General features: G+C 35.0%; 18 protein-coding genes. 13 read left to right on the top strand and 5 right to left on the bottom strand.

Features of this window, described 5'->3' with window-relative positions; translation table 11 throughout:
* Positions 1-2: 2 nt before the first annotated feature.
* Positions 3-1,328 (bottom strand): surface lipoprotein assembly modifier, encoded by a 1,326-nt coding sequence (locus tag B0X80_RS00315; protein ID WP_077337868.1) that lies wholly within the window; start codon positions 1,326-1,328, stop codon positions 3-5.
* Between the two features lie 541 nt (positions 1,329-1,869).
* Here B0X80_RS00315 and B0X80_RS00310 point away from each other — a divergent pair.
* From B0X80_RS00310 to pcp, 11 genes are all read left to right on the top strand, one after another.
* Complete coding sequence (locus B0X80_RS00310) at positions 1,870-2,496, top strand: RNA polymerase sigma factor (RefSeq protein WP_077337867.1); 627 nt, start codon at positions 1,870-1,872, stop codon at positions 2,494-2,496.
* Positions 2,493-3,458 (top strand): FecR family protein, encoded by a 966-nt coding sequence (locus B0X80_RS00305; protein WP_077337866.1) that lies wholly within the window; start codon positions 2,493-2,495, stop codon positions 3,456-3,458. Before B0X80_RS00310 ends, B0X80_RS00305 begins: the two co-directional genes overlap by 4 nt.
* A 454-nt stretch (positions 3,459-3,912) precedes the next feature.
* Positions 3,913-7,020 (top strand): TonB-dependent receptor, encoded by a 3,108-nt coding sequence (locus tag B0X80_RS00300; RefSeq protein WP_077337865.1) that lies wholly within the window; start codon positions 3,913-3,915, stop codon positions 7,018-7,020.
* Between the two features lie 111 nt (positions 7,021-7,131).
* The gene (gene trxA, locus B0X80_RS00295; protein ID WP_077337864.1) at positions 7,132-8,199 is read left to right on the top strand and encodes a thioredoxin; all 1,068 of its coding nucleotides are present in this window, start codon (positions 7,132-7,134) and stop codon (positions 8,197-8,199) included.
* Positions 8,200-8,367: 168 nt separating this feature from the next.
* On the top strand, positions 8,368-9,396 hold the full coding sequence (gene trxA, locus B0X80_RS00290; protein WP_077337863.1) for a thioredoxin: 1,029 nt from the start codon (positions 8,368-8,370) through the stop codon (positions 9,394-9,396).
* Positions 9,396-11,138: an ABC transporter ATP-binding protein/permease gene (locus B0X80_RS00285; RefSeq protein ID WP_077337862.1), complete on the top strand. Its 1,743-nt coding sequence runs from the start codon at positions 9,396-9,398 to the stop codon at positions 11,136-11,138. Before trxA (B0X80_RS00290) ends, B0X80_RS00285 begins: the two co-directional genes overlap by 1 nt.
* 257 nt (positions 11,139-11,395) lie before the next feature.
* Complete coding sequence (gene trxB / locus B0X80_RS00280; RefSeq protein ID WP_077337861.1) at positions 11,396-12,337, top strand: thioredoxin-disulfide reductase; 942 nt, start codon at positions 11,396-11,398, stop codon at positions 12,335-12,337.
* 103 nt (positions 12,338-12,440) lie between these two features.
* Positions 12,441-15,350: an insulinase family protein gene (locus tag B0X80_RS00275; protein ID WP_077337860.1), complete on the top strand. Its 2,910-nt coding sequence runs from the start codon at positions 12,441-12,443 to the stop codon at positions 15,348-15,350.
* A gap of 48 nt (positions 15,351-15,398) precedes the next feature.
* Positions 15,399-16,880 (top strand): leucyl aminopeptidase, encoded by a 1,482-nt coding sequence (locus B0X80_RS00270; RefSeq protein WP_077337859.1) that lies wholly within the window; start codon positions 15,399-15,401, stop codon positions 16,878-16,880.
* A gap of 189 nt (positions 16,881-17,069) precedes the next feature.
* Positions 17,070-18,317, top strand: coding sequence for an MFS transporter (locus tag B0X80_RS00265; RefSeq protein ID WP_077337858.1), 1,248 nt, complete (start codon positions 17,070-17,072; stop codon positions 18,315-18,317).
* A gap of 132 nt (positions 18,318-18,449) precedes the next feature.
* A complete protein-coding gene (pcp, locus tag B0X80_RS00260) occupies positions 18,450-19,088 on the top strand; it encodes a pyroglutamyl-peptidase I (protein ID WP_077338339.1) in 639 nt (212 codons plus the stop codon).
* Positions 19,089-19,174: 86 nt separating this feature from the next.
* Here pcp and B0X80_RS00255 read toward each other — a convergent pair whose 3' ends face one another.
* Positions 19,175-21,508, bottom strand: a complete 2,334-nt coding sequence (locus tag B0X80_RS00255) for a hypothetical protein (RefSeq protein WP_077337857.1) — start codon at positions 21,506-21,508, stop codon at positions 19,175-19,177.
* 328 nt (positions 21,509-21,836) lie between these two features.
* Between B0X80_RS00255 and B0X80_RS00250 the strand changes: the two genes are divergently transcribed.
* The gene (locus B0X80_RS00250) at positions 21,837-22,235 is read left to right on the top strand and encodes a hypothetical protein (protein WP_077337856.1); all 399 of its coding nucleotides are present in this window, start codon (positions 21,837-21,839) and stop codon (positions 22,233-22,235) included.
* A 132-nt stretch (positions 22,236-22,367) separates the two neighbouring features.
* Here B0X80_RS00250 and B0X80_RS00245 read toward each other — a convergent pair whose 3' ends face one another.
* The gene (locus tag B0X80_RS00245) at positions 22,368-22,883 is read right to left on the bottom strand and encodes an NUDIX hydrolase (RefSeq protein WP_077337855.1); all 516 of its coding nucleotides are present in this window, start codon (positions 22,881-22,883) and stop codon (positions 22,368-22,370) included.
* A gap of 86 nt (positions 22,884-22,969) precedes the next feature.
* Positions 22,970-23,863: a LysR family transcriptional regulator gene (locus B0X80_RS00240; protein WP_077337854.1), complete on the bottom strand. Its 894-nt coding sequence runs from the start codon at positions 23,861-23,863 to the stop codon at positions 22,970-22,972.
* 279 nt (positions 23,864-24,142) lie between these two features.
* On the opposite strand from B0X80_RS00240, the gene B0X80_RS00235 reads away from it, so the two are divergent.
* Positions 24,143-24,454 carry a hypothetical protein gene (locus B0X80_RS00235; RefSeq protein ID WP_077337853.1) on the top strand — a complete coding sequence of 104 codons (312 nt, stop codon included), beginning with the start codon at positions 24,143-24,145 and terminating at the stop codon, positions 24,452-24,454.
* A gap of 27 nt (positions 24,455-24,481) precedes the next feature.
* On the opposite strand, the gene B0X80_RS00230 is transcribed toward B0X80_RS00235, so the two are convergent.
* Entirely contained in the window at positions 24,482-25,912 is a 1,431-nt protein-coding gene (locus B0X80_RS00230; protein WP_077337852.1) for a sensor domain-containing diguanylate cyclase, read from the bottom strand.
* Between the last annotated feature and the right edge of the window lie 67 nt (positions 25,913-25,979).

Here is a 25,979-nt window from a genome sequence, read left to right as displayed (position 1 = left end):
CCTTAAAAGTTCATATTAGCAGTTATGCTAATGTCTGAACGTTGATAAGAAAAGAGTGCTAAATTACTGTCTTTATCTTGCGCATTAATATTTAAATTGTATGACCATCTTTTAGACTGAGTGTATTGCAGGTTGATAGATGCAAGCCACATGTCATCATCGCGTTGTTCAAGAAAGAACGGATGTAAATCTTGATATTTCTTCTGTTGAAAGGCAACCATGCTGCTAGCGAGCCAAGCGTTATTTATAAGCCATAAATTTGAATAACTTACGGTAGTTATTTTTTGGCTATTATAGTGGTAAATATTTTCATCACTTTTTTCATCGGCATAACTTAAAGCGAAAGAATGCTTTAGGTTATTTGAAAAGTAATGGGCTGCTAAATTAGTGGAAATATTATCTGTATTTAATGATTCGCTGTTTTTGTTTTTTGTTTGACCAACATCTACACCTGCAGCAATTAACCATTTAGGGCTTAGCTGCTTTTCGATGTTAGTCGTTAACATGGTTTTTGTTCGGTATAAGTCGTCGTCTAACCATAAAGGTGTAAATTTTAAACCTACGGATAAACGACCAAAACCAAAAGTATGCTGATATTGAAAATTTAGGTCAGCAAACATTCGATTATATTGAGATTCATTTTGAAAATTATGTGTAGTGCCTTTTCCTGAAAAGTTAATTTGAGATACCTGCGAGAATTTTTTACTCCCTGAAGCGCGGTAAGTTAATGCAGCGTAATTGTCGCTGTTCTTCTTGCTGTCATTATTTAAAGGAAAAGTAGCTCCAGTTAGTGGGATAAATATATTATCTTCTGTTGTTCCTGCATTGATATTCGAATCGTGTCCTACATTTAATGACACACGTTGTGATAGATGAAACGATTGTTTATTTAATTTTGATTGAGATAAATTTAATAAACTATTCGCAGACTCTTTAAGTTTTACAGACGCTTTAGGATTATTAAGAAGTTGTTGGCTAGTATCAATTGCTCCTTGGTAATTTGCAATTTGATAATTGACTTTAGCAAGTAAATATTGAGCATCTAACCAGTTGGGTTGATTTGTTGTTACACGTTCAAATGCAAAAACAGCATATTCTGCTTGGTTGTTTGCTAAAGCTGCAACACCATATAAAAAATCAAAAGAGGTTTCACCAAGGTATTCGTCTTTAAGTCGTTGAGCAGTATTCCAAGCGTTTTGAAAATCCTTTTCATTTATCTCTTTTTTTAATTTATCTATAGTGGCAGCATTTTGCATTTCAGCAGAGCTTGCTTGATGAGAGATGCAAGAAAGAGATAACAATATAGGGAAAAGCGTTTTTTTAATCATATTTATCCACAACTAATAAGAATATTTATTTAAATAATCAAACTAAGTAAGCAAAAGGAGCTTCTATAAAATTTTAATTTTTTGAATTAAATAAATTACATTTTTTTACAATTAGCCTATTTAAACGCCATCGTACCCTTTACAGGTAGCGATAATCAACAAAATTGTAAGGTAATTCTTGTTTGGTAAATAAGATGTTATCTATATGATTTTTATGTAAATTTACAGTGTTTTAAAATTAACTTTTTACTTGGTTATAATTAACATTTTTATAACAATAATTCTTTTTACATTAATGTCTTTAATGATAAAGCTAATGTCAGATTTTCTGTAAAATTAACTTAGCATTTAGCCTAATGCTAGGCTGAAGAAAGAGTAGGGGCGGGTCAATGTTTTTTTATTAAGCTATGGAGTATAATTGTAAAAGTATTATCAAACATGGCATATAGTTTTTCATCAATAATAAGAGTTTAATTCTTTTTGCCTGATTTTTCCTCTTCGTTCGTCACCTACGGTGAGTACTCAAAAAATAAGATTATTTATGATAGAAGGTTCATCCAATATTGAAGGTGGTACTAATCCATTAGAAAAAAACATCGATGCTTGGTTTGTACAGGAAGTGCTACCTCACCAAAAATCATTAATGGGGTATATGTGTAACTTAACACGAAGAGATGCTTCTGATGTCGCAGACTTAGTACAAGAAGCATTAACGCGTGTTTATAGTGCAGCAAAAAATAAGCGGCCGAAAGAAGCAAGAAATTTTTTATTTGTTACCGCTAGAAATATTTTTTTCGATGAAGCTAGGCGAGCTAAAGTCGTGACCATAGAAACGGTTGCTGAATATGAAGATGTTAACATTCAATATGAAAGTATCGCACCAGAAGAGCAGGTTTCTGCTGGGCAAGAATGGAAGATGCTGAATCAAGCACTCGATCTACTGTCACCTAAAAATAAGGAAGTTATTATGATGCGCAGAGTGTATGGTTATTCTCAGCGAGAAACAGCAAGTAAGCTTAAAATGACGGAAGCTGCTGTGGAGTCGCATATAAAACATGGGATTTTAAAATTAGCCGATGTGTTTTTAAAAATTAAGCGAAATACTGAAATTCCATTTATTAAATCAAGGGGTAATAGCAACCAGAAAACTGGAGGCAAATTACAATGAAAAGACAAGAAACTGAAAATAATGCGGCGTATTGGCTGGCCAAATTAGATAAAGATAATTTAATTGATTTTAATGATATTGATCTAGCTTTTTTAGCTGCACGAAATAACGACTTTAAAGCCTGGGTTGAAGACTCTGATTATAATCGCGTTGCTTTTTTGCAATTGGTTTATGTATGGCAGCATGATGCTTTAGCCCATGCTTATGAATCACGAGTAGTGAAAGTAACAAAGAAACGCAGCATTTTTATAGCAATGGCTGCAACAGTAATGTTACTTATTATGCCAATGATGCAATTTTTAAGTCATAGTAATAAGGATGTTTATGAAACTAATATTGGTAAGCGTCAATCTGTTTTGTTAGTTGATGGCTCAAAAGTAGAACTTAATTCTGAATCTAAAATTACCGCATCTATTACGGATGAAGAACGCGTTGTTACACTTGTTAAAGGCGAGGCTTTTTTCGATATAGCGCATCTGAATGGGAAGCCATTTCGAGTATTTACCGGCGAACAAATTATTACGGTAATTGGTACTAAGTTTTCAGTACATAAAGTGGGGGATGATATAAAAGTTGTTGTTAGTGAGGGTAAGGTTCAAGTCGATCATTTAAAACAAACGGCCAGTTCAGAAATGGCGGTTTTAGTGGCAGGTAATATTGCACAAACTAAAGATGACGAAATTGTTGTTATTAAAGATACAAAAGAAGCTGTAGAACAAAAATTAAGTTGGCGAACAGGTCTTATTACTTTTGATGGAACAACACTCGAAGACGCTATAGCTGAATTTAATCGTTACAACAAAGTTAAGTTAATCTTTAAAGGCAGTGACATATCACAGTTAAAAGTGAGTGGGCAATTTAAAAGCCAAAATTATGATGCTTTTTTACGTTTGATATCTGAAGGTTATGGCTTAAAAATAAGTTATTCAGATTCAAATAAGGTTATTGAAATATCGAGCTAGCTTATTTAAATCTTAAATAACATTAACAACGGTAAGTTTTTTGACATTATTAAATGTAATGACAAAGCTTACCGTTTTTTGTTTTGGATCTTATTAAAATTAAAATAGATGTTTTACTGCTTAGTTAATAAATAAGCAGATTGTTACAAGGTAAGTTTACATTTACTTAAAATTTATAGGGTAACTTGTATTATATATAGTTTTTGTTTTTTGATTAAGCTGTTGATTTTGTTGTGTTTATTTTACCTTTAAATGGTTTTAAATAATTAAAATTATATTTTTTATAAAAAAATGCCTGATAATTAACCTTTATTCGTTACTTAAGATATGAGAGTAATTTTACAATTATTTTAATATCGTTATTTTCATAATAATAAAGCGAATTAGGAACCCACAGATACTTTAATTCCTTAACAATCGCTAATCATTCAATAAGAATAATTAGGACACTAACATGAATAATCCTTGTAATAACAAAAGTAGTACAAGAAAGACTTTAATCGCTAGCATAAGCGGACTTGCTATGGCCATTAGTGGCGCATTAAGTGCAGCGGAAGTTCAAAATACTATTTCATTTAATATTGAAAGTGGTTCATTAAAATCCGCACTTAATCAATATATGAAGCAATCAGGGCGTCAGGTTGTTTACTTTGATGAACATATTAAAAACTTAAAATCACAGGCGATTAACGGTGATTTAAGTAGCCAAGATGCCTTAACAAAGTTATTACAAGGTACTAACCTTGTTATAAAAGTAGATAAATCTACGGGTGCAATACTCATTAAAGAGGTTGCGACAACAAAAAAGAATAAGACTGAAGTTAACACTGCCTCAATAGAAAAAACTTCAGCCCAATCTCAACTTAGTCCAGTCAACAACCAATCAACCGAAAATAAAAAATTGAAAGGTGAGCAAACCGAGAAAATTACTGTTACGGGTTCTCGAATGATTGGTGTCGCTTCAATCTCTCCAGTTATTTCACTCACCAGTGAAGACTTTGCAAAAAAAGGGCTAAAGTCGGTTGAAGATGTTATTCGTTACCTACCGCAAAACCATTCATCTATTAATTCTGGTGGTGGTGTCGATGCTTCACGACCGGGAAATAATGATGGAGCTACAACGGTAAATTTACGAGGTTTAGGTGATGGTGCAACACTTGTATTAGTTAATGGAAAACGCATTAGTGCTTCAGCTAACGATAGCGCTGCAGGTGGGGGATATACCGACATTTCAAATATTCCTTTTGCAGCGATAGAGCGTGTAGAAATAATAACCGATGGCGCTAGTGCGATTTATGGCTCCGATGCGGTAGCCGGTGTGGTTAATTTTATTCTTAAAGATGATTATTCTGGCTATTCAATTACTGCACGATACGAAAATAGCTCAACCGATGCCGATGGTTTTTCTATTGAGCAAACGGCAGGTTATAGTTGGAACGGCGGTAACATTACGGGCTCATTATCTTACAAAAAAACAGACCCTGCCAATTCACGTAAAGCGGGTCTATCTTCTTCACTTGATCATCGTGCTCAGGGAGGGCGTTTTTTTGACGGAGCTTCTCAACCTGCTCATATTGGATTTAGAGGGCGCTTTTTACCAACAGAAGCTCCAGCCGGCACAGAGTTTGCTATTTTACCTGAAGGTGATGGTACACAAATCGATATAAATGATATTGTGTGGGTATCAAGAAGCGATGTTAATAACCAAGAAGGGAATTACTTTTTATTACCTAGCAAAAACCCTGGTTTTAGTACATCAGCGACGCCTGAAACTGAATTTACCTCTGCACATGTTAGCTTTTTTCAAGAGTTGGGCGAGCAATTTGAATTGTCTTTAACAGGCCTTGTATCTAAAAGGAAGAGTCAAATCTTTCGCGATGGTTATATTGCGTCGCCCATAGTGCCAGCATCAAATTATTATAACCCTTTTGGAACAAGTATTAGGGTAAATCAATATAGCTTTATTAATGAAATAGCAAATGGTGACTTAACTACCCCAAGTTCTACTATTGAGTCTGAGCGTTATAATATATCGGGTACGCTATCGTACTTTCTTCCAATAAAAGATTGGGTTGCGGAGCTTTCTTTTAGTACCGGTAAAGATAAAAACCATAGCGAAATAATTGAGATAGATGAACGAGGTGATAAATTTGCTGAGGCATTACAGAGTGGCGACCCTGCTAACGCAATTAACCTTTTTGGTGATGGAAGCGTACAGCTTGCTAATTTAAACGAGTTAATTTATATAAATGATAATGGTAACAGAGAAGGTACTCAAGAAGGCTATTTATTAAGTTTAAATGGTAGTATTTACGACTTACCGGCGGGTAGCGCTAAATTTTCGGTAGGTGCTGAGCGTCGTACTGACGGTATCGATTTTAAAAACTATCGTTTAAATCCTATTGGCGGGCGAGCAAACCCCGAGTTAGATGGATTTGTTCCTGAAACCGAAAATACAGCTTATTATGCAGAGTTGTATTTACCTCTTATTAATAAAAAGATGAATATCCCTTTTGTAGAAACATTTTCTGTGCAACTCGCAACTCGCTACGACAAATATGACTACGAAGGGGCATTTAATGGTTTACCTGCAACCCCAGATGAAGAATTAGAGCTGGTATCAAAAAGCTTTTCAGACTCGGTAAATCGAGTGGGGTTACTGTGGTACCCAATTGAGGACCTTAAAATAACTTACTCGTGGAGTGAAGGGTTTCTTGCACCCACCATCGTTGAATTATTTGACCCTGTAGAAGGTCCTGATAGCTATTATCCATTCTTCGATCCTAAAAACCCAAGCGGTGCTGATTTTGTTTACCCTTTAACTCATTTTGGAGGTAACCCTGATCTTAAAAGCGAAACGTCTGTAAGTAATACCTTTGCTCTCGACTATCAGCCAGCGAGTATAGAAGGCTTACGCTTAAATGTGGTTTGGAGTGAAACCAAATTTAAAGATGTAATAGGGACCTTTTTTAATGTTTTTGGACCGACTTCTACCTACCCTTTTGAAAATGAAGAGCTTTTTCCTGATGTAGTAGGAAGAGATGCTGATGGGTTTTTAACAACGTACGAAGCATTTCAACCCGTTAATTTTGCAACCAAGAACAGTGAAAGTATAGATATACTTGCTGAATATCGTTTTGATTCTTCTTATGGTGAGTTTACGGTAGGTGCTTTTGCAACTCATACGTTAACATTAGAGTTTGTTGCTGCGCCAGGAATTGAGCCTTTTAAGCAAAATGGTACTGAATTAGGGCCTTCAGATTGGCAAGGTAATATTTACATTGATTGGTTTAATAATAACTGGTCTGCGAGTGCTAAATATAATTATAGTGGTGGTTATACGGTAAGAGATGAAACCGCGATTAATCCTGATGTTGATGGCTATAAAACTGTTGATGTTCAGTTGAGTTACAGCACAAAAGACAATTGGAAATTGTCGGCAGGCGTTAATGATTTATTTAAAGCCGATATACCATTTGTAGATAATCGATTTGGCGTTAATTCATCGCGCGTTAACTTTCGTGGTAGAACAGCTTATTTAGTGGTTTCTAAAGATTTCTAAATAAGCCGTTACAAATACAAAAGGCTTATCTTTTTGATAAGCCTTTTTCTTTCTATGGAGACTATCTTTCTCATATTTCTACACCCTATAACATAACCTGAGGTTTTTTAAATGAATTTTATTGAAGTAAATGATGATAATTTTGAATCAGAAGTTATTCAGTCTACAGTGCCAGTGTTAGTCGATTTTTGGGCGCCGTGGTGTATGCCATGTAAGCAGCTTGCGCCTGTATTAGCTGAGCTTGCTGACCAATATCAAGGTAAAGCTAAAATTGTAAAAATTAATACCGAAGAGTCGCCCGCTACTGCTGCAAAATTTGGTGTTCGTAGTATTCCTAACGTGTTTTTATTTAACGAAGGGGAGAAAAAGTTAAATTTAATGGGATTAAACCCTAAAAGCAACTACGAAAAAGTTATTGATAATGCCTTAACTGATGCTGGCGAGCCTGACTTAGCTGAATTACTTAAAGATGATGAATTTAGAACGTCGTTTGTACTTACCAGTGACATTGAATCGTTACAAACAGCGGTGGCTGAGCACCCTGAAATTGCTAGTAAGCTTTTATCTGGTGGTGTATCACCGGTGTCTGCAGTGTTAGATAGATCTATAAATGAACGCGTTCATGTATTGCTTTCAGCAAATCCTGAACTATCGTTTATTGAGCTGGCAGGATTAGGTAAGCTGAAAGAAGTAGAGTCTTTACTTGCTGACGAAACTCTTGATGTTAATCAAACCGATATTAATGGCACTACGGCTTTTTGGTTAGCTGCACGTCATGGTCAATATGAGGTTTGTAAATTATTGATTGATAATAAAGCAGACATACATATGTACCCTAAACACATGCCAGTAAGTGCTGTAGCGCTCGTTGCATCAAGGAATAGTACAGATTTATTGAAGTTATTAATTGAGCACGGTGCTGATATTCATGCTAAAGGACACCGGGGTGAGTCTTTATTGCACATGGTTACTTCTGCTGATTTTTTTGGTGGAAAATTAAACAAAGAAAACATTCAGTTATTACTTGATAAAGGCTTAAATAATTCATTAGTAGATAATGATGGAAACACACCATTACAAGCTTTAGAACTAAGAATTGAACGCTACGGTAAAAATGGTGAGAAAGATATGACCGAAGAAAAAAATAAATATCAAACCTTGGTTGAAATGCTCGACTAATTTTTATGAATTAGAAATTAGTTGACTGATTTTTACATTCTATTCGTTTAAATAGTATATGGACAAATACCCCAACCTTTATAAATTGTTCATATTAATTGCCCTACCCAAAACATAAGGATTTGTTTGGGTTTTTTCTCATTAATTCTAAATAAGGTCTTAAAAATAATGACAACAGCTATTATCAATACAACAGACGCAAGCTTTCAACAAGATGTTTTAGCATCAGACACCCCCGTCGTTTTAGATTTTTGGGCCCAATGGTGTGGTCCTTGTAAAAACTTGTCTCCGGTACTCGATGAGCTTTCATGCAAATATGAAGGTAAAGTTAAAGTGGTAAAAGTGGACACAGAAAAAAATCCAAAGCTTTGTAAGCAGTATAATGTACGTGGTATTCCTCATGTATTATTAGTTGATAAAGGAGAAATAGTACAAGATATTGGTAATTTCCGTTCGGTTAATCATTTATCTACTTTAATTGATGGCTATTTAAATGGGTTAAGTGCTACAGGATCTTTAGAGGCTAATCTAGATGATTTAGCTTTTCGTGAAGAGTTTTTATTGCAAGGGGATATCGATCGCGTTAAAGCATATTTAGTTGCTAATCCTAACGTTGTAAATGAGCCACTGCAAAGAGGGGCTCCCCCAATTTCTATGGCTATTGCTTTTAAATTGCAAGAGCGTATTGATTTGTTGCTAACCTTTAATCCCGCACTGTCATTTTCAGATAATGTCGCCCTAGGTAATATTGAGCCGGTAAAAGAAGTAATTACTCGTCACCCTGAATATTTAAACCCAACGGGGGAACGTGAAAACTCACCATTAGTGCCTGCAGTTGCTATGAAGCAAAGGGCTATGGCTGAAATGTTATTAGATGCTGGTGCAGATGTTAATTGGCAAAACTCTGTTGGCTCTTACGTAGTACTACAAGGTTTACTATCCGATAATGATGTAGAAACTATGAAATGGCTAATGACTAAAGGATTAAATATTAAAGTGATTATGCGTGGTAATAACACGGCACTGCATATTGCTGGTTATCAAGGCCACTTTGAAATGACTCAATTTTTACTTGAGCAGGGGTTAGACCCTAAAGCAAAAAATGAGAAAGGAGATACACCGTTAGCTTTTTCTAAAAAAGTAGCCGAAAAACGTACTGATGGTAAAAAAGTTATTGAGTTGCTGGAGCAATACTAATGTTGCCTATGTTTCAGGCTTTGAAAAATGTTAAAGAATACCTAGTTCGTACATATCATGTGGCAAAGCCTTATTGGACGTCACCAGAGTATAAAAAGGTTGCGTGGGCCTTATTGTTGACCATGCTCGCCATTGAAGGTGTACAACTTTATTTAGTCTCTAGTTTAAGCTACGCGAATCGAGACTTTATGGATGTACTGGATAATCGCGAATTTGAAAAGTTCTGGAGCGTGTTTTGGTTTTGGATAGGTTTGTTTGGTGTAATGCTGATTTCTTATCTTGCTCAGATGCATGTTAAATATCATCTGATTATAAGTTGGCGTGAGTTTTTAACAAATCGTTATCAAGCAAGATATATTAATAACGGTATATTTAACCAGATGGGGCTTAAAGATTACAATGTTGATAACCCCGATCAGCGTATTTCTCAAGACACCTATAATATTGCTAATGAAACGATAGAATTAGGCATAAGCTTATTATCTAATGTTGGCCATTTAGTGGTATTTAGTTTTATTTTATGGGAAGTTTCGGGCGCTTTAGAGTTTGATGCCATGGGCGTTGATTTTTATATACCCGGTTATATGTTTTGGGTTGCTTTAGTTTATGCAATACTAGCTATTTGGTTAACTCATAAGTTTGGTAAGCAATTAATGCCATTGAACTTTGAGCGCCAACATAAAGAAGCTAACTTTCGATTTCACTTAGTTAGATTACGTGAAAACGCAGAGAGTGTTTCTTTACTAGGTGGTGAAGCGACTGAGAGAAAGCAGTTAAAGCAGGAGTTTGGTGACATTAAAAGTAATTGGATCGAATTACTTAAATATAAAAAGCGCCTGTTAGCATTAAATATGGGGATGGGACAGTTATCACAGATATTTCCATACCTTGTAGCAATGCCAGCCTTAATTGCAGGAAATATTGCTATAGGTGGTTTAATGCAGCTGCGTGGTGCTTTTATGTCAGTAGAAGCTTCAATGACTTGGTTTGCTACTAGATATGAGGTTATCGCTGAATGGAAATCAAGTGTTGATCGTATTATTTTATTAGAAGAAGGCATTAAAGCAGCAGAAAACGATTCTAAAGACAGGCGTTTAATTGTTGAAAAAAATAATGCAAATGAAATACAAGCTGAAAAGGTATCTATTGCACTCCCTACAGGTGAACTATTAGCTGAAAATGTCGATTTTGTTTTAAAGCCTGGAAACAATGTCGTTATTACAGGAACCTCTGGTAGCGGAAAAAGCACTCTTTTTAGAGCACTTTCGGGGTTGTGGTTATGGGGGAGCGGCGTAATAAAACAGCCTAATAGTAAAACTATGTTTATACCGCAAAAATCTTACCTACCAAAAGGAACATTAAGAGAGGTACTTTTATATCCTAGCGATGGAAATAATGTTAGCGATGTTCGATTAAAGCGTTGTATGGAAATATGCATGCTGTCTAAATTTATTGATAAGTTAGATGTAGATGACGATTGGTCTAAAGTATTGTCAGGTGGTGAACAACAAAGGATCTCTTTTGTTAGAGCTTTGCTTGCTGAACCTGCTTGGTTATTTTTAGATGAGTCAACGTCAGCGTTAGATCCGAAAACAGAGGCTGAGATTTATAAAGCCCTTAAACGTGAGCTACCTAATACCACCATAGTGTCAATTGCGCATAGAGAATCGCTCAAGCAATACCACAGTGTGGAGTTAAGGTTAGATGGTTTAACAAAAACAACCACTTTACATACCATATAGTGGATTACGGAATATCTCATAATTAGTGAGTAACCGTTGTACTAACCCTTTTAAAATAGGCTTTTATATTAAAGCCTATTTTTTTGCCTGATTTTTGAGTTCTGTTCGTTAATTAACTTATAGAAAAACTTTATACGCAGTTATTCCTCACCGTTATCTACGTAACATTTTCTTGATTCGACAAGGTATCGCTAAAAATGCGGTATTAGGCATTGTAATTTGCCCACACATGATTAATCAGAATAATAGGAGACAACATGACTCTAGTAAAAGAGTGTCCAGTTTTAATTATAGGTTCAGGCCCTGCAGGATATACCGCTGCAATATATGCAGCTCGTGCATCGTTAAAGCCTGTTATGGTGACAGGCCCACAACCAGGTGGTCAACTTACTATTACAACCGATGTAGAAAACTACCCTGGCTTTGCAGATCCAGTTCAAGGACCTTGGTTAATGGAGCAAATGCAACAACAAGCAGAAAATGTTGGTACTGAAATGATCACCGATATGATCTCTGAAGTGGATTTTTCTTCGCAGCCTTATAAAGCTAAAGGGGAGTCTGGTACACAATATCTTGCACAGTCTGTCATTATAGCAACAGGCGCTCAAGCACGTTGGTTAGGTTTAGAATCAGAGCAAAAGTTTAGTGGTTACGGGGTTTCTGCTTGCGCTACCTGTGATGGATTTTTCTACCGTGGTATGGAAGTTATGGTTATTGGTGGTGGTAATACAGCGGTTGAAGAAGCACTTTATTTATCTAATATTGCTAAAAAAGTTACCTTGGTTCATCGTCGTGACGAATTACGTTCTGAGAAAATTCTTCAGGAACGATTATTCGAAAAAGATAATATTGATGTTATATGGAATTCAACATTAGAAGAAGTACTTGGCGATGAAGAACCTCTTGGAGTAACTGGTGTACGTTTGAAAAATGTTAACACGGGAGAAACTTCAGAACATAAAACTGAAGGCGTTTTTGTTGCAATAGGCCATAGTCCTTCAACGGCTGTTTTTAAAGGGCATATTGATATGGATGAGTCGGGTTATATATTACATATGCCAGACTCAACAGCAACAAACGTTCCTGGAGTCTTTGCTGCGGGCGACGTTACAGACAAAATATATCGACAAGCTGTTACGGCTGCGGGTATGGGATGTATGGCGGCTTTAGAAGCTGAGAAATTTATAGCAGGCCATTAATAACACCAAGCTGTTATTTAAACTTAAATAACAGCTCATTCATTTCAGTTGATAACGATATACTCGTTATCAACTTTTATATTATTCGTTTGGGAGTACCATTATGTCTGTTAGTCATCATCCGGCATTTGAATTAATAAAAGAAAAAAAAATTGAATCATTAAACGTTCATTATCAAGAATTTAAACATAAAAAAACAGGGGCTATTCACCTCCATTTGGCGTCTGAGAGTGAAGAAAATGTTTTTATGGCAGCGTTTAGAACTGTGCCTGAAAATTCGACGGGGGTGGCTCATATTTTAGAACATACGGCATTATGCGGTAGCGAAAAATATGCAGTAAATGACCCTTTTATGTCAATGGTTAGTCGCTCGTTAAATACTTTTATGAATGCTTTTACGAGTTCAGATTGGACAGCTTACCCTTTTGCGAGTTTAAATAAAAAAGATTTTAATAATTTATTAAACGTATACCTAGACGCTGTGTTTTTTCCAACACTAGATCCATTAGCATTTGCACAAGAAGGGCATCGTTTAGAGTTTGCTGAAGCGAATAACCCTGATTCAGAGCTATTGTTTAAAGGCGTTGTGTTTAATGAAATGAAAGGCGCATTAAGTGCCGATAGTGCTCAGCTATCTCAGGCTATTGAACATCATTTATATCAAACGGTAACAAACCATTATAACAGTGGTGGTGATCCTGAAAATATTACCGACTTAACTTACGACGAGTTTAAAGCTTTTTATGAGTCGCATTATCACCCGAGTAATGCCATGCTTTTTACTTTTGGAGATATAGATGCAATAACTCACCAAGCAGAGTTTGAAGAATTAGCACTTAAACGTTTTAGCAAATCAGATATAAAAATTGAAGTTGCTAATGAAGTTCGATATACCGAACCACAATACCGTGAAACTTATTACCCGGTTGCAGCTAACAATAGTGTTGAAGATAAAACCTACATCGCAATAAGTTGGTTATTGGGTGAGTCAGCAAATATTGAAGAGTCTATCAAAACACAACTTTTAGTTAAGTTATTAATGGGCAATAGTGCTGCCCCACTTAGAAAAGCATTAGAGGCGTCAGGTTTAGGTAAATCTTTACTTCCGCTTTCTCCATTGAGCTACGCCGCTAAAGAAACGTCTTTTACTGTAGGTTTATCGGGTTCAAACCCTGAAAATGTTAAAGCTATTGAACAGATTGTAATATCTACATTAGAGGATATAGCCGAGAATGGCTTACCTCAAAATATGATTGATGCTTGTTTACATCAGTTTGAATTAAATAAACGTGAAGTCGGTGGTGGTCAATACCCTTATGGTTTAGAGCTTCTTTTAGGTGCTTTAACTGTTATGAACCATTATGGTGATGGTTTAGAAGCATTAGATTTTGATCCTGTACTCGCTAAATTACAACAAGATGTAAAAGATCCTGCTTATATAAAGAATTTGGTTAATAATCTATTGCTGAACAACCCACATCGTGTGTGTTTAATGTTTAAACCAAGTACAACATTAGCGGAAGAAAAAGTAGCGGCTGAAAAAAATAAATTAGCAGAAATTAAGGCAGGGCTTAATGATCAAGATAAGCAACGTATTTTAGATAATATGGCTAATTTGAAAGCTCGCCAAGAACAAGATGTAAATCGAGACGTTTTACCAAAAGTTACTAAGCAAGATATCCCATCAAAATTAAAACATTGCACGCCTGTGTTTGAGAATAAAAATAACTTGCCTATTACGTGTTATGAAGCAGGTACTAATGGTTTAGTTTATCAAGAAGTCTTTATTGACATGCCTACTCTTAACAAAGACGAAGTTGCGTTAATGCCTATATATACCTCAATGGTCTCTAACTTAGGCATTGGTGAAGATAGTTACCTTGATATTCAGCTTAAAAAATCAAGTGTACTTGGCGATTTTTCGTGTAGCGCAATATTTAAAGCTGATATAAATGATGTCAATAATATTCATGCAAAGCTTATTTTTTCAGCCAGTGGTTTAAATAGAAATCAACAAGAAATGACTAAGTTTTTACAAAACGCTATTGAAAAAATTCGTTTTGATGAAACAAAACGTATAGGCGAACTAGTGCAAATTATGCGTAATAATTTAATGCGACAGCTGGTGCAAAATGGTCATAAAATGGCGATGATGGCTGCGGCTAGTTCAATAAGTGCAGCTGGTTACCTTACTGAAAGTCAATCAGGTTTTAGTTTTGTTAAATCAATAAGTGAACTTGAACAGAAAATAGGTAAGGCTGATGTTGTTATTGAATTATCGAAACAATTACAGCAATTGCATAATAAAATACTGTCTTGTTCTCGAGAAGTACTTGTTGTGGGAGAAAACGCTAATTTAGAACAATTTAGTAAAGTTGTTGACGAGCACATTACAACACCAAACATTGAACAACAAAATGCTTTTTCAATGGCGTTTGAAAGTAAAAAACAAAATATTGCTTGGGTAACTAATACACAAGTTAACTTTTGTTCTAAAGCTTATCCTAGTGTGTCTTTTACACATGAAGATGCCGCTAAACTTACTGTATTAGGTAATGTTTTAAAGCATAATTTTTTACATCGAGTTATACGTGAACAAGGTGGTGCGTATGGTGGTGGTGCTGTTCAAGATAATACAACGGGTTCGTTTAAGTTTTTCTCTTATCGTGACCCTCGTTTAAGTGAAACGCTTGCTGATTTTGACAAGGCAAGTGATTGGCTACAACAAGCTGATATTACAGACTCTATGATAGAAGAAGCCATTTTAGGTGTTATTGCTAATATGGATAAACCATTATCACCAGCTGGACAAGTTTCTGCTGCTTTTGAGCAAATGCTAACGGGAGAAAGCCTTGAAGCAAGAGAGAAGTTTAGGTCTCAAGTACTAACGGTTAATAAAGAAGATTTAAAACACGTTGGACGTAAGTATCTTGATCCTAATAAAGCAAGCATTTCAGTACTTACAAATAGCGATGGTGCTGAGCAGCTTGGTTTTACAACTATAGAATTATAATAATTTATTATACGAGTGCATTATTCAACATATATTTTAAGGAATACCATGAATTTATCTGTTTTAGCAAATAACCAAGATTTATTATCCATCGAAACAGAAGCTTTAATTGTTTTTGTTAGTAAGGAACAACAATTATCAAAGGCGGCGCAAGCAATAGAAAACGCTATGCCGGGGTTGATATTAGATCGACTTAATGGCGAAGACTTACGCGAAGAGTCTGGTCAACATATTGTATTGTTTAATCCATCAGGTATAGAAGCTAAACGACTTGTTGTTATGTACCTTGATAGCTTTTGTATGGAGAGAGATGCATTTGAAGAGTTTCAATCGAGTTTAGTGAAGTCTTGTCATGAAATTGGCAAATCAGATGTAAGTATTTGTTTAGAAGATCTTGAAGTTTCAGGCCATGACTTTCCATGGCTACTAGAGCGATTTAGTGAAAGTTTTACATTGAGTGCATACCAATTTAATGCGTATAAGCTTGATTCAAAACCAAAGAAATTAACATCGGCTTCTTTCGTTGTAGCACAAGAAACTGATCTTTCAGTAGCACAAGAGTCTATTAAAAAAGGTTTAGCAATAGGCGAAGGTAAAAACTTTGCTAGAAACTTAGGTGATTTACCGCCAAACGTTTGTAATCCAAGTTACCTTGCGAAAGAAGCTATTAAATTTTCTGATGATAACGAACAGGTATCAGTAAAAATTCTTAATGGTAAAGAAATGGCAGAAAAAGGAATGAATGCGCTTTTATGTGTAGGTAAAGGTTCTATTCAGCCAAGTAAACTAATTGTATTAGAGTACAAAGGCGGTAAAGAAGGTGAAGCACCTTACGCGCTTGTAGGTAAAGGCATTACGTTTGATTCAGGTGGTATATCAATAAAACCTGGCGCGGCTATGGATGAAATGAAATACGATATGTGCGGTGCGGCAAGTGTTTTAGGTACTATGGTTTCTGTCGTTAAGTTAGGTTTGCCTATTAATGTTGTGTGTGTTGTTGCTGCGGCTGAAAATATGCCGAGTGCTAATGCAACAAGACCTGGCGATATTATTAAAAGCATGTCAGGTAAAACAATCGAAATACTCAATACAGATGCTGAAGGCCGCTTAGTATTATGTGATGCGCTTACTTTTGTACAAGAATATAAACCTGCTACTATTATTGACGTTGCAACATTAACGGGAGCTTGCATAGTTGCATTGGGTGGTCATGCTTCTGGTTTATTTAGTAACGACGAGGAGTTTGCTGATCAGCTTAAAGCGTCTGGTGAGCAATCGGGTGATCGTGTTTGGCAATTACCTATTTGGCCTGAATATACTAAACAATTAAAAAGCCCGTTTGCTGATCTGGCTAATATCGGTTCACCAGGCGGAGGTAGCATTGTGGCTGCATGTTTCTTAGCTGAGTTTGTTAAAGGTCAGCGATGGGCTCATTTAGATATTGCAGGAACAGCATGGAAGAAAGGCAGTAATAAAGGCGCAACAGGTGCTTCTGTTGGACTAATGACTACCTACTTGATGAATCGTTAATACGTAATATCAATTTATTGTTTTATAAAGCCTTAAGCGTTTTGTTTAAGGCTTTTTTGATCTCGCAAAATCAGTTGCTAGAGGCGTATTTTTTAAGCCAAGTTGAGGTTTATTAAATTATTTAAAAATAACATGATGGATTTTGGTTTGTTATTCGTTTAAGTATTCTCAACGTAAATTAAGCGTACTATGCACGAAAACCGACTTTTTAATTTTAATTTTATACTATTACTACAAGGGTTATTGGTAAGCCAGTTAGGCTCAACAATCTACTTTGTAACTATTGCTATTTGGATAAAAGACAATACATCATCGGCTGCTACTATGGGGTTGTTGGGCGTCGCTACATTCCTACCGAGTATAATTATTGGGCCTATTGCAGGAGCCTTTGTTGACAGGTGGTCAAGAAAAAAAACAATTGTTTTTTGTGACTTTATTTGTGGAATTGTTCCAATAGTTATTGCTTATTTAATGATTTTTCATCCAGAAGAAAAAACAATTATTGTGTATTCACTTTTTCTTGCTGCAATAATCTCCAGTATTATGTCTTCATTTTTTAGACCAGCTGTACTCGCCAGTATCCCTAATTTAGTATCTAAAAAACATATTATTCAAGCCAATGGGTTAATAAATAGTTCTTTCAATTTAAGTGTTGTTATTGGGCAAGCGTTAACAGGCATTTTAATTGTATTTATAAGTGCCCCCCTACTTGTATTAATAAACGGTGCGAGTTACATATTTTCGGCATTTACCGAATGTTTTATTCGTTTCGATAATAAAAAAAAGTCAGATATAGAAACTAATAAAAACTCCAAAAATTTAATTAACGAACTTTTAGAGGGATTAAAGTACTTTCAAAGCGTTAATGGACTTTTCCCTATAGTGCTTACTTATTCAGGTTTTATCTTTTTTTCATCTGCGGTTGTTATTGGATTGCCTTATTATGTTGAAATTCAATTAAATCAAACTAAAGAGTGGTTTGGTTACTTAATGGCAACAACGGGAGTCGGTTTATTGCTTGGTAGCTTATTAGTGGTTACCCCTTTATTTAAAGCATTAGATAAATCACAGGTTATTATTTATTCAATACTTATATCTGGCGTTTCTTTATTGGTCTTTGCTGTTACAACTTCAACCTCTGTTGCTGTGATTATGTCGATAATTAGAGGTTGTGTTTTTGGTTTACTCTCTGCTTGGTTACCTTCTATTATTCAATTAGTTAGTCCTGAATACCTTAGAGGGCGTACTCTTGCTATATTCAGCTCATTTACGACAGCAGCATTGCCTTTAGGTTATATTTTGTCTGGGTTATTAATCGACTTTTTCGAACACAATACAAAAATTGTTTATTTCTCTTGCGGACTTTTTACCATTGTTAGCGTATTGCCATTAATGATAAATGCTAATTTTAAACAGCTAGTTAGGTCAAATAACTAGTTAAAGAGTGTTTGTTTTGCCTGATTTTTTATATATACCCGTTACTATTCATGCAGAGCAGTTAATCACACTTTATTTTAAACTTGGTGTTGTAAAAAAAATATAGGTTAGATTATTTTAATGAAAAGCTTAATGAAGAAAATTTTAGTAACAGGTTTCGAACCATTTGGTGAAGACGACATTAACCCTAGCGAAAAAATCCTCGAACATATTAATGGATTAACATTAAGAGGAGGAGAAGTGGTTACTTGCTTGTTACCTGTTGTTAGAGAAAAATCAATAAACCAAGCTATTTTGGCGATTGAACAGCATAAGCCTGACGTAGTTATATTACTTGGACAAGCGGCAGGTCGAGATACGATAACGCCTGAGAAAGTAGCCATAAATTTTGATGACTTTTCTATACCTGATAATTTGGGCCAACAAGTAACTGATGAGCCTATTGTGGTAGGAGGGCCAGATGCCTATTTTTCAACATTACCCATAAAAGCTATTTCAAAAGAGATAGAGTTAAAAGGCATACCCGCTAAAGTGTCTTATACTGCGGGTACTTTTGTGTGTAATCATTTGTTTTATGGCGTACGGCATTATTTGCGCGACAGTGATATTCGTTGTGGCTTTATTCATATTCCGCTTATGGATGAACAAAATACGCAAGGAGATTTACCTTCTTTGCCAATAACTGATTTAATTAAGGCCACAGTTATTGCCGCTCAAAGCTGTATTGATTATACAACCGATATTAAAGAGCAGGGCGGTCAAATTAGTTGATACATTTTATTTAGCTTAATAAAAAACCTCAATAATGTCATGTTATTGAGGTTTTGTTGTTTTTAGTTGGGGGTTGTTTTAATAAGCTAGCGTGGTGTTCTGGCGGCTTTGTCAGTCATATTAAATACTTGCATGGTTACACTACTCACATTACCGCCCGTATCGGGAAAGTTAACCGTTATAGTATTATTTTCTTGTAATAAATCGTAGCTTACGGGGATTTCAAGTACACCAAAAAATTCAGGTCGTGTTTTTAAATCGTGACCTCGAATATCTTTAATAACAGCGACTTCAGAACCATTAATTTTTACTACAGGGTTTAGCGACTTACTGTGCGCTCTGCCAACACCCAATCGAATAATTGCTTCACCGTAATGGCTGTTTACATTAACGTCTTTAATCGTAAAGCTAATATCAGTATTTGCAGTAATAGGCTGCAAGTGTTTATCAGAGTAATACTTAGTTTCTCTTGATGTTTGATCTATGGCTAAGTCGTTAGCATAGGTAATTTTAATAATCGCAGTAGATTCTGTATCTACGGTATACGATGAAATATTATTTGCTAAGGTTTGTTTATCAAGTACCGCTGCTTTTGTGTTTTCGTCAAAATATAAATGTTTAACGTCAATACTTTGAATTGGCGTTTTGTTTTTATCTACTAAATTTAGCGCAATTTCAGCTGGCGATGTTGTATCAAGGTTGTTGATAATTAAATAGGCAATGTTGCCATCAATATAACTGTCTACCTGAATGTCTAAATCGTTTGATGTGGTATCAATACGAGTGCCTTTAACCTCTGACCATAAGTCGAACCATAATACGTAATCAGAATATATCCACTTGCCGTTGTCTTGAACATTAAGACTGCCGTCTAATTCATCTTCTAAAATAAATAAACGAGAACCATATCGGTTGCCTGTGGCATCAATACCATTAGGACCTGCCCACAATGCTTTTAAAATAACAAATGGCATTGAATATATAACTTGGTCTGGTTTGTCCATTAAACTTAAGGTCATTGATGAGAATGAGCGAATATTCCACCAATCGCGTTCTTTTGTATAAGGTTGCTTATGAGACAACGTAGGAGAGAAAAAGCCTAATTCAGATATAGCCCAAGGCTTACGTTCACCTATTTTGATAATACTGTATTGATCAATTAAGTCGAGTATTGCTTCCATATTTGCGCCTGAACGATACTGTACTTTGTTGTCTCTAAAGTCATCGTAAATATGCACAGAATAAAAGCCTGATTCTTTACCTGCATTATCTATAAAGGTTTTCCATGTATTTCTAAAATAATCGAAGTTATCTATTTCAAGTCCTGGCCAGGCAGCAGTATAGCCACCAACGAGTACATCAGGATGATTTTCATTTATTTTTTTAGCAACTACAGCATGCATTTTAGAAATATTAGCAGCGGTTGTTTGATGTTTAGCTGCAGAGTAAAACGGTTCGTTTACTACTTCAATTAACTTGGGTTTTGGTTGGCCAGATTCTCCGCCTTCTCCAAAGTAATGAGTTAAATACGCTGAAAAATATTCGCCTAAGGCTTCGTAGCCAGATAACCATTCGTTAGAGTTACAAGGATTTACATTACACGCTACACCTTGCTCACCTAATGGGTACATAACCATTTGTCCGCCTTGCATCATATTTTTAGACCGTTCTTCTAACGCTTTAATATTTACAGGATCCTGTAGGTATCTATTTTTATAGTTGTTTTTTACGTTTTGGCCTTGTTTTTTTGTTTCAGCTAAAGATATTTGTCCATTAACTGAAGTGCCTTTTAATTGGCTTAAAAACCAGGGTAAGCTGCCGTTGTTTCGTCCTAAATATACATCGTAGTCTTTAAGAAATTTGTCTCTGATTTCAGCACTTGGCCATTCATTATCGTTAAGTGATGCATGCAAAGTAATAAACTTGCTACGGTCGAAACTTGAGGAGTTACCTGTTTGATGTTTCATATTTACATTTACATCTACTGTTAATACAGGCAAGGCAGTTGTAATGCTATAAGTGTCGGATACACCACCAACCGTTAAAACTACATTTGTTATTTCGTTTGAAGCATTAGCAGAATTCGCTCTTAATGTTATTTTTTGGCCGTTACTTACCGTGCCTGTATTCGACGTATAATTACTGTCATCAATTTTGTATTCTCCACCGACAACCGATACAGCAACAGCTTCTGTAATGCTTGAAATAGTAATAGTGTTTGACTCAAATGAGGTATGAGCTTTTGCATTGGTAATGTCAGTAAAAGTGAAAGCAGCAGGAGTCGTATCTTTAGTTGGTGTCACCGGAATATTAGGTTGTTTAGTTGTGTCTGAGCTACTGCCACATGCTTGTAAAATAGTAAAAGAAAGTAAAGCGAGTGTTCTAATAACTTTTTTGTTTTTAATTGTAGTGTTTTTCATTTTTAAATCTTGGTGTTTAAATATGATTAAAGTGTATGCGTTTTTGTTTATAATTTAAAGCTTTGTTCATGATAAATTGTTAACAATGGGGTTTTGTTGGTATATGTTATTTAAAATCATTAGGTTAGCATTAATTAATAATATTCTTATGTTACCAAAAGCGTAGGAATAAGCTCTTGTCTCTCTAAAAACAGCGTGTATTAGCCTTAATCATTATTATGATGTTTGTTATATTCTTATTGACTATTAGTGTGTATCTCTTTATTTTAGTTTCTCTTATTTAGCCTCGTAATGAGGTGTTAAAAGTCCATTTTAAAAAGGAAAGTTTATGACTAAATTATTTATGCTTTTTGTACTTATTTTAACAAGTTTTACTTCTCTAGCGGAGTCGACAGTTGATAAGCCACCGAAAGATTCAGTTCTTTTGACTGTTTTCTTAAAACACGATCACAGTAAAAACTTAAATGAAATTCAAGAAATTTTAACGGAGCAAGGTTTCTATGAAGCATTTCCGCCTAAAGGCGTTTCTGTTGTAAGTTGGTATGTAATGATGGGGATAGGGCAAGTGGTTACGTTAGAAGTGCCTGCACATCAAGTTCGTGATGTTAACCTTGCTATAGAAAAAACTGCTTGGAAAGCTTTTACAACTGAGTATTATCCTACCTATAATTTATACCCTGTTTACCAAGATAGATTAAAAAATAAAGCTAAAGTGTCATACAAGTAAACATTTTATCTTAAGTTCATAGATAGAACAGAATAGTTGATAGTTGAAGATTATCGCTATTTTGTTCTACTTATTATGTATTTAACCTGAACTCTGGTTAAGCTATTTTACTCAGTAATGAAAGCTGAGAATTTAAAGTAACTCTTCTACTATTTTTTTCAATAAAAAAGTTTCACGTACTATCGATAAACCTTTTTTAGCGCTTTTAGCTAGTGTTTCTTCGTTATGTTTTATGGCTTGATGAATGTTAATCCAGACGGGAGTCATGCCATTTTGTATTTCATAGCTTTCTAGCTCTGTCGCACGTAATTCATTATCAATGTTACACACGTAGCAATACGACTCCATGTGTACAATATCAAAGTCGCTTTTATGCCAAGGTCGGTATTCTTCATATAAACCAAAGGGTTGTATGTTCGTAACATTATGAGCACCGGTTTCTTCACGTAGTTCTCTGATCAAGCCTTCTATATTGCTTTCACCTTCGTCAATGCCACCACCGGGTAAGGTATAGTCGTGATATCTTTGAGTATATAAAAGCAATATTTGATCACCATTAAGTACAATAGCGCGAGCCGCTTTACGTGTAAAACATGAGTTTGAAAGGTCTGAAACGTCAGGATGTATGGTTGATTTTAATAATTTCATTAAAGGTTTTTAACTCTGATTAATCAAGGAGTACAAAGGGTAAAGCAAACATTAACTTTACCTTATTGAATAAACAAACCCTAGTATTACTTAGTTACACTAAGCTTACTGGCTATATCTATAAAGCTTTGAATATATTCAATTTCAATGTCTGTTTCTCGCAATCCTATAAATATTTGTTTATCAATTCCGTGTTTACCCAGTTTAATACCTTTAATAGGTAATGCTTTTGAATACTCTTTTACTAGCCAAGCAGGAAGGGCTGAAACACCACGTTTGCTTGCTACCATTTGCAGCATAATATCAGTTGTTTCAATTACTTTATGTTTATGTGGGCTACATTGTTCAAGGGCTAAAAACTTACTAAAAATATCAAGACGTTCAGTTTCTACAGGGTAAGTGATTAATGTTTCATTACTTAAGTCTTGAGGTTTTATAAAGCTTTTATTGGCTAAAGGGTGATCTTTGTGTGTTACTAAAACAAGTTCGTAATCAAAAACGGGTAGGTAGGTTAAGCCTTTTTTAAAGAGTGGATCTGGTGTGACTAAGGCATCTATATCGTGGCTAAATAATGCGCCTAAACCACCAAACTGAAAGCGCTGCTTTACGTCTAAGTCTACATCGGGCCACTGTTCTAAATAGGGCGAAACTACGGTTAATAACCACTGATAACAAGGGTGGCATTCCATTCCTATTCTTAATGAACCTCGTTTACCTTTTGCTATTTGCGCTATGATATGTTCGGTATGCTCTAGCTGAGGGAGGGTGCGATTAGCTAACGATAATATATGTTCGCCTGCTTGAGTTAGTCGTAAATTTCGACCTTCTTTCGACCAAACTTTAATGCCTAATTGACCTTCTAATTTTTTAATAGCGTGACTTAAAGCTGATTGAGTAAGGAATAGCGCATTAGCTGCTTCGGTAAGTGTTCCTAGTCGATCGACTTCTCTTATTATTGATAAATGTGTTCTTTCAATCATGTGATGGTTTGTTTTTTTATAAAGCTTACTTATGATTTTAATTCATAGAATCGTCTATTTATATCATTATTTTTCATAAATCTACTTGAATGCAATTAGCTTATATTATTTATAGAAATAATGTTGATCATGGCAATGTTAAGTAGCCTGAATTTTTATATGTAATCATATTAAGGTTTTGATTTTTATTGTGATTATTTTTAAGTGTTATTTGTGGAGAATTTATTTTTAATATGTCAGGTCTTCTTAGAAGAGATTAAATATTAACTGGAGGATGTTATGTGTAGTTCACCAAAACCTAAAACCCAAGTTAAGGGCACAAAGTCAGTAGGTAGTAGTGGTAGTATTTTGTCGAGTATATCTACAGAGAGCCGAATTCGATTTTCAGAGCGAGCTAATTTAGCACAAGAACGAAGAGATCAAATAAAATTAGAAGAAAAGCAAAAAGCCTTACGTCTTCAAGCTATCCATAAAAAAAATGAAAAGCGCCTATTAAAAAATAAACAAAGTCGATTAAGTTACTGGTTACTAAGTGCTAGCTTAAAAGAGATAATTCAATTATTGTTTTTAGGTAAAACTAAATCTATTTAATAAAAGCGTAGAACAAATTATAAAAAGTTACTCTTTAATTTCTATACGGTTACGTCCGTTTCGTTTAGCTTGATATAAGGCATTGTCAGCCCTGTTTAAAAAGGTACTTAATTGCTCTTTAGATTTATAAGCTGTAATACCAAAACTTATGGTAACTTTAGGTTCTATATCACTTTTCAGTAAGTTTTCTTGAATGCGTTTAGCTGTATTTTTTGCGCCTTCAATAGGAGTATCGGCTAGCATAATAATAAACTCTTCGCCGCCCCATCTACACACAGCATCACTTTCTCTTACATAAAGCTTACATGCTTGAGCAACATACTGAATGACTTTATCGCCTGTTAAATGTCCGTAAGTATCATTAACGTGTTTGAAATGGTCTATATCGAGCAAGATTAATGTGAGTGGTTGGCTTTTTCTTTTACACTGTTCAATATTGTTTAATATGATAGGTTCGAAGGCTTGTCGATTAATCAGTCCTGATAACTTGTCGGTAGTGGCCATAACCATTAATTTGCTTTGATAACGATTAAAAGCGATATGCGCAATAATTAAGACTCCTGCTGTAACCAGTAAGCTGAGTAATATATTAATTATAAAGGTTTTAGTGAGCTCTTTTTCACTGTCTACCACGCCTTGTTCAACAACTAAATACCAATTAAATTCTTCAATAAAACGGCTATTAAGATAAATTTTATTACCTGAGTTTTCATAATGTACTGAGTTTGAAGAGGTATTAAGAATTATATGTGCAAGTTCACTGTTTTTTAATCGTTTTGAAAGTTGTAAGTCATTACTAAAATTATCACCATGAAGTGTTATATCACCCGTTTTATTAATAAAATAAACGGTACGTTGGTAGCGCTGTTGGTAACTTTCGATGAGTTGTTTTACGGTATTTAAAGCCAGCCCAACGCCGGTAATACCAATGAAATTATTGTTGTAGTCATATACTTTGTAATTGACAAAAACCGTCATGTTATTTGGATCAGCGGTATCGTGATCTATATTGATTTCGTAATCTTGTGTGATAGGTGTATTTTTAAAAGAAAAATACCAATTATCTTGCGGATCGTTTTTTGATACTTTTTTGAGTATGCCTTTAGGATGGTAATAGTTGCCACTTGCATTACTCACAAAATAGCTGGTTACTATATTATATTTTGTTTGAATTTCTTTTAAGTATTTTACGACTTTCTCAGGATTATTTTCACCATTTAACTTCCAATCACGCACAAAGGTGTCTTGCGCCATAAGTGATGAGATGAAAATCGGTCTAAATAAATCATGTTGTATTTCTGAATAAATATTGTCGCTTGTTAAGGGAAGAGAGTCTGTTGAGATATGTTTTTCTATTGAGCTTCGAGCCACTTGATAACTTAGCCAACTTGTTACAAGAAAACCAGACAGTATTAAAATAGCTAGGAGAGAGCTAAAATCTTTTTGTCTTTTGAGCATTAAATATCCAAGGTAGCCGTTTAAAAAAAACGCTATTTTGACGGAATAATACTCAAATACAAGAGGA

The sequence above is a fragment of the Pseudocolwellia agarivorans genome, from assembly GCF_002000085.1.
In the GTDB taxonomy this organism is placed as follows: domain Bacteria; phylum Pseudomonadota; class Gammaproteobacteria; order Enterobacterales; family Alteromonadaceae; genus Pseudocolwellia; species Pseudocolwellia agarivorans.
Note: the sequence above shows the minus strand (reverse complement) of the source record. Positions and strands in the feature narration are given on the sequence as shown.

What these genes read in the sequence shown, in the direction of transcription:
- B0X80_RS00315 (WP_077337868.1), bottom strand. Translation starts at nt 1,328, where the DNA reads ATGATTAAAAAAACGCTTTTCCCTATATTGTTATCTCTTTCTTGCATC.
- B0X80_RS00310 (WP_077337867.1), top strand. Translation starts at nt 1,870, where the DNA reads ATGATAGAAGGTTCATCCAATATTGAAGGTGGTACTAATCCATTAGAA.
- B0X80_RS00305 (WP_077337866.1), top strand. Translation starts at nt 2,493, where the DNA reads ATGAAAAGACAAGAAACTGAAAATAATGCGGCGTATTGGCTGGCCAAA.
- B0X80_RS00300 (WP_077337865.1), top strand. Translation starts at nt 3,913, where the DNA reads ATGAATAATCCTTGTAATAACAAAAGTAGTACAAGAAAGACTTTAATC.
- trxA (WP_077337864.1), top strand. Translation starts at nt 7,132, where the DNA reads ATGAATTTTATTGAAGTAAATGATGATAATTTTGAATCAGAAGTTATT.
- trxA (WP_077337863.1), top strand. Translation starts at nt 8,368, where the DNA reads ATGACAACAGCTATTATCAATACAACAGACGCAAGCTTTCAACAAGAT.
- B0X80_RS00285 (WP_077337862.1), top strand. Translation starts at nt 9,396, where the DNA reads ATGTTGCCTATGTTTCAGGCTTTGAAAAATGTTAAAGAATACCTAGTT.
- trxB (WP_077337861.1), top strand. Translation starts at nt 11,396, where the DNA reads ATGACTCTAGTAAAAGAGTGTCCAGTTTTAATTATAGGTTCAGGCCCT.
- B0X80_RS00275 (WP_077337860.1), top strand. Translation starts at nt 12,441, where the DNA reads ATGTCTGTTAGTCATCATCCGGCATTTGAATTAATAAAAGAAAAAAAA.
- B0X80_RS00270 (WP_077337859.1), top strand. Translation starts at nt 15,399, where the DNA reads ATGAATTTATCTGTTTTAGCAAATAACCAAGATTTATTATCCATCGAA.
- B0X80_RS00265 (WP_077337858.1), top strand. Translation starts at nt 17,070, where the DNA reads ATGCACGAAAACCGACTTTTTAATTTTAATTTTATACTATTACTACAA.
- pcp (WP_077338339.1), top strand. Translation starts at nt 18,450, where the DNA reads ATGAAGAAAATTTTAGTAACAGGTTTCGAACCATTTGGTGAAGACGAC.
- B0X80_RS00255 (WP_077337857.1), bottom strand. Translation starts at nt 21,508, where the DNA reads ATGAAAAACACTACAATTAAAAACAAAAAAGTTATTAGAACACTCGCT.
- B0X80_RS00250 (WP_077337856.1), top strand. Translation starts at nt 21,837, where the DNA reads ATGACTAAATTATTTATGCTTTTTGTACTTATTTTAACAAGTTTTACT.
- B0X80_RS00245 (WP_077337855.1), bottom strand. Translation starts at nt 22,883, where the DNA reads ATGAAATTATTAAAATCAACCATACATCCTGACGTTTCAGACCTTTCA.
- B0X80_RS00240 (WP_077337854.1), bottom strand. Translation starts at nt 23,863, where the DNA reads ATGATTGAAAGAACACATTTATCAATAATAAGAGAAGTCGATCGACTA.
- B0X80_RS00235 (WP_077337853.1), top strand. Translation starts at nt 24,143, where the DNA reads ATGTGTAGTTCACCAAAACCTAAAACCCAAGTTAAGGGCACAAAGTCA.
- B0X80_RS00230 (WP_077337852.1), bottom strand. Translation starts at nt 25,912, where the DNA reads ATGCTCAAAAGACAAAAAGATTTTAGCTCTCTCCTAGCTATTTTAATA.